General features: G+C 33.8%; 1 protein-coding gene. It reads left to right on the top strand.

Annotated elements, in window-relative coordinates; translation table 11 throughout:
* The first annotated feature begins 137 nt into the window (after nt 1-137).
* On the top strand, nt 138-1,073 hold the full coding sequence (locus tag FTV42_RS17315) for a replication initiation protein (protein ID WP_159124544.1): 936 nt from the start codon (nt 138-140) through the stop codon (nt 1,071-1,073).
* Nucleotides 1,074-1,076 lie beyond the last annotated feature (3 nt).

Raw genomic sequence — 1,076 nt, forward strand, 5'->3', positions numbered from 1 at the left:
GGCATGATTAGAAACTACAAATGGCATGAACTAAACTACACTATATTTAATGTAGTTTTATGTTAAAAACTACAAAAATCGTGTGCAAAAATAAATCAATATGATATAAAAAACTACTTCTTGCGGAATGTAGTTTCATGGATTATAAAAAAACATACCCTGTATCTTGGGTTGTTATGCAGAATACGATTCAAGAGTGCTTTAAAAGCATGAGTATTGATGAAAAACGCTTATTAATTCTTGCTAGTCCTATAGCTCGGATAATTGATGCAACTGAAAAAGATGCAATCACCATAACATCAGAGAGCTTTGCAAAAGAATGCGGTATAAAAACCAACTCAGCGTATTCGCAAATGGAAGAAGCGAGTAAAAACCTGTTAAGACGTTATTTTTCCTATGGTGATAATAAGAAAAAAACCTACTGTAACTGGGTCATTAGAGCAATATATGAGAATGGTTCAATATCCATATGCTTCCCAGAGGAAGTTCTTTTGATGCTCAAAGAGTTCGACAAATTAAATCCATACACTAAGTACAAGAAAGACATCGTACTCAGTCTGAAAAAAGACTACTCGTTCGACCTATATCATTTAGCAAAAAAATATCAAGCTATGGGACAATTTGAAATGTCCTTAGAGCATATAAAAACTGAGTTAGGTTTGCCAAAGTCCTACGACAAGCTATGTAATTTAAAAGACCGTGTAATTAAGCCTTCATTAGATGAAATTACAGCTAATACAGACATTGAACTCACTTATGAAAACGTTAAACAAGGACGGTCTGTGGTTGGTTTCAAGTTTATTGTGAAAGAGAAGCCTAAGCCAAAACTCATAGCACCCGAGAGAGAGACAAAGACAGTAGAGCTATTTTGTAATATGTCAGATCCCCAAATTAATAAATACAGCACTATTCTATCTAAACTTTCTGAACTTTCTGATCTAAGTAATTTTCCTGACTATCCTACTTTTGCGATTTGGATTAGTGGGATTTTACGAGATCCAAAAAGTGTAAGGGAAGAAACGGCTAAACGAATTTTGAAGGCTCTACATCAAAAAACGGATTTCAAACCATAAAAT

The organism is Acinetobacter sp. YH16052, assembly GCF_013417155.1.
Lineage (GTDB): Bacteria > Pseudomonadota > Gammaproteobacteria > Pseudomonadales > Moraxellaceae > Acinetobacter.

What these genes read in the sequence shown, in the direction of transcription:
- FTV42_RS17315 (WP_159124544.1), top strand. Translation starts at nt 138, where the DNA reads ATGGATTATAAAAAAACATACCCTGTATCTTGGGTTGTTATGCAGAAT.